This window comes from Plesiomonas sp. (assembly GCF_051650925.1).
In the GTDB taxonomy this organism is placed as follows: Bacteria; Pseudomonadota; Gammaproteobacteria; order Enterobacterales; family CAMTGL01; genus Plesiomonas.
The window spans coordinates 1-2,332 of record NZ_JBOFRH010000477.1 but is presented as its reverse complement, the minus strand read 5'-3'; the positions used below and the strand labels follow the sequence as shown (position 1 = coordinate 2,332).

General features: G+C 48.1%; 3 protein-coding genes. All 3 read right to left on the bottom strand.

Annotated features, from left to right (window positions below; all coding sequences use genetic code 11):
- A partial coding sequence (locus ACRC27_RS11650) for a lipoate--protein ligase (RefSeq protein WP_438639928.1) occupies positions 1 to 600 on the bottom strand: 600 nt, incomplete at its 3' end.
- A 206-nt stretch (positions 601 to 806) separates the two neighbouring features.
- Entirely contained in the window at positions 807 to 1,574 is a 768-nt protein-coding gene (gene hdhA / locus ACRC27_RS11645) for a 7-alpha-hydroxysteroid dehydrogenase (RefSeq protein WP_438629528.1), read from the bottom strand.
- 134 nt (positions 1,575 to 1,708) lie between these two features.
- The coding region (locus tag ACRC27_RS11640) for an ABC-type transport auxiliary lipoprotein family protein (protein ID WP_438639927.1) at positions 1,709 to 2,332 on the bottom strand (624 nt) is incomplete at its 5' end.

Here is a 2,332-nt window from a genome sequence, read left to right as displayed (position 1 = left end):
AATACCGGCTACCAGCTCATTGAGGTTTGCCACCCGTGAACGTACTGAGGTAATACCTTTGCTGGCTAATTTTTTAGGATCAGGGTTTAGGTAATCCGCCAAACGTGAAAGATCGGCAGCCAACAATAACGTGCCGTGGTGAAAACCACGATCAGGTGTTTCACGGTATGCTGAACCGGAGATTTTACGCTCGCCATCTGCGGTTTCCACTATTAGGTCATTACGGCCAGATGCACTGGCATCAATACCCATTCGATGCAGTGCATTGATGATTATCTGGGTTGATACCGTTTTATCGTATTCAGGTTTTGCTGCCATAAAAGTGAAATTGGTATTACCCAGATCATGGAATACCGCACCGCCCCCACTTTGTCGACGTGCCAACTTGACACCGTCTTCATCCATCCGACGGGTATTGCACTCTCTCCACGGGTTTTGCCCCCGCCCTATCACTACGGTATCGGCATTGCGCCATAAATACAGCACGGTTTGATCGGCCGGCATTTGCCGGAAAATGCACTCTTCAACCGCAAGGTTGAACCAAGGGTCAACCGAGTGTGAAATGAAAACCCGCACTGTTTTGGGTGTGATGCTCTGCATGATAACCCCTTGAATAGGCTGTCTATCTTATTATCAGTTACTCTAGTCGATTACCTCTGCTGACAACAGTAAAATCAGGTATGTCATCTGTTATCCCCAATCTATAAAACGGTTCTCTATCCCGCAAACGTAAAAAACCGCCTAAAAAGGCGGTTATGTGTATTGGCGGCTAAACATAGCTGCCAACTAAACATGCTTTTGGTAAATTACTCGAGCTCTTGTGAACCACCACCACTGACGGTCAGCACTTGGCCACTAACCCATGCCGCACCAGCAGAGGCTAAAAACAGCGCAGCATATGCGATATCTGAAGGCAAACCTAAACGGCCTAGCGGTGTTTTTTTCAGCATCTGGTACTCAATTTCTTCGGTTAACACCGTTGATAATGCATGAGTACGTACCGCACCAGGAGCGATAGCATTAACACGAATACCGTGCGCACCTAAATCAAACGCAATATTGCGCGTCAGATGATTCAGTGCCGCTTTTGATGAGGCATATGAGGCCATATTGCTGTTAATGTTTTCACCGGCCATTGAGGTAATGTTCACCACCGCTCCGCCACCATTATCCGCCATATACGGTGCACATAACTGACATAACCGAAATGCGGGGAACACATTCAACTGGTAGGCGCGCTCAAAATCATGCATCGGCATATCAAAAGGTTTTGGGCCTCCGCCACCAGCGTTGTTCACCAGTACCGTGATTTTTCCGAATGCCTGCACAGTTTGTTCAACCAGTGCATTCAGATCTGACTCTTGGGTAATATCACAAGCTACCGCAATCGCCTTTCCACCTGAACGGGTAATTTCATCGGCCACGCACTGCGCCGTGTTCAGATCAATGTCTGAGATCACAACCGCGGCACCGGCATCAGCAAACACAGTCGCAATTGCCTGACCAATGCCCGCTCCAGCACCGGTGATAATGGCAACATCACCATCTAGCCTAAACACTTCTTCTATTGACATCAGCCTATCTCATATTGGGTATCTAGCTTAGATAATAAATGCGCACAACCTGCCGTGTGTGGCGGATTATGCGCATTGATAGGTGATCATGTATCCAAATATAAATTTAGGGATAGAAATCCCACATTATATTTTTATTGCTGGGTGATCCGAAACGATGATGTTGCACTTTGCAGCGGAACAGCACTGAGCTTTTGCACATGCTGCGCGATATCAACCGCCTGCGCTTGCCAGCCCGCACTCATTACACGCACCATGTCTGCATAGCCATTTTTCTGCTGAGGCAGCGTTTGCACAAAACTTTGCTGCCAGCGCTGATCATTGTGGGTCAGTGTCCAACGGCCACTGATCAACACAGAGCCATCATAGCGCCCCTGAAAACGATCAACTTGCACATTCAACTGCCACGGTGCAGCAGAGGTGGTGCTCGACGCCACCTGCCACTGTGGTAATTGTGTGGTTAACGTTGCCGCCAGTGTACGGGTTAACTGAGCAGGCAGGTTATCCACCCACAGGTTTTGCTGCGTAACCACCATTTCAATATCATTTGTTTGATAAGCGATACCAGGGCCTGCCAGATAATCTGCAACAGAGACTGCATTCACCAGCAGTACATCATTCTGCTTTTCTAGCTTTGTTGCCGCAGGTTCTGCGGCCAACTGATAATAGGCTATCTCTGGTGTACTGCTGCACGCAGAAAGCAGCAATGAGCAGGCTACAAACCACTTTTTCATCATTAACCCTTTCCAATTCCCAAT